Source organism: Neisseria sp. P0021.S007 (assembly GCF_051956855.1).
In genome coordinates this window covers 1-756 of the sequence record NZ_JBQCXA010000408.1, presented here as the reverse complement: position 1 = coordinate 756, position 756 = coordinate 1, and the positions used below count along the sequence as shown (strand labels likewise).

Genomic DNA, 756 nt, shown 5'->3' with positions numbered 1-756 from the left:
CATCATACCCAGTCCGGCCACGGCCAATCTGACGATAAACTGCTTACGCTCCTTCTGCGCCTGCACTTCGATTTTTTGCGCATCATAAGGCGCGGCGGTATAACCGGTTTGGCGGATTTTCAGCAAAATGTCCGACAATTCGATGTGGGCGCTGTCCCACACCACGCGGCAGCGGTGGGTACTATAATTCAAATCCACGCGCACCACGCCCTTCATGCGCAACAACTGTTGTTCAATCAGCCACACACACGCGGCGCAGGTAATGCCGCCCAGCATCAACACCGCCTCGCGCTCATCCCCTGCGCCGACCTCGACAAAATCCGCCTGCACTTCGGGCAAATCGTACAGCTTTAATTGTGACAACACTTCCGGCGGCGGCAATTCAGATTTTTCCGCGTCTGCGGTACGCTGTTTGTAATAATTGCCCAAACCGGCATCAATGATACTCTGCGCCACCGCTTGGCAGCCGGCGCAGCAGGTTTCGTGTTCTTCGTCTTCAAAACGAACCGTCAGATGCAGATGCTCCGGGACTTCAAGTCCGCAATGGAAACAGTTTTTTTGGGGATGTGTGGAAGATGTCATAATGTGTTCGATTTATTTTTCAGACGGCCTGAAACAATCGTTTCAGGGTGTTACATTTTAGCAAAAAGCGTTTTTCCGCCTCATTTCATTTACTTTTGAATTAATAGACTGTCGAATTTTATAAAAAATATGGAAAACAAAGTATTGACCGTTTATCAAATGATGAACGGTAAC

At 49.1% G+C, this 756-nt stretch carries 1 protein-coding gene; it reads right to left on the bottom strand.

What is annotated here, in order from left to right; translation table 11 throughout:
* Nucleotides 1–582, bottom strand: a 582-nt coding sequence (locus ACTHUR_RS13680) for a heavy metal translocating P-type ATPase metal-binding domain-containing protein (protein WP_440399075.1), incomplete at its 3' end; no start/stop codon positions are given.
* Nucleotides 583–756 lie beyond the last annotated feature (174 nt).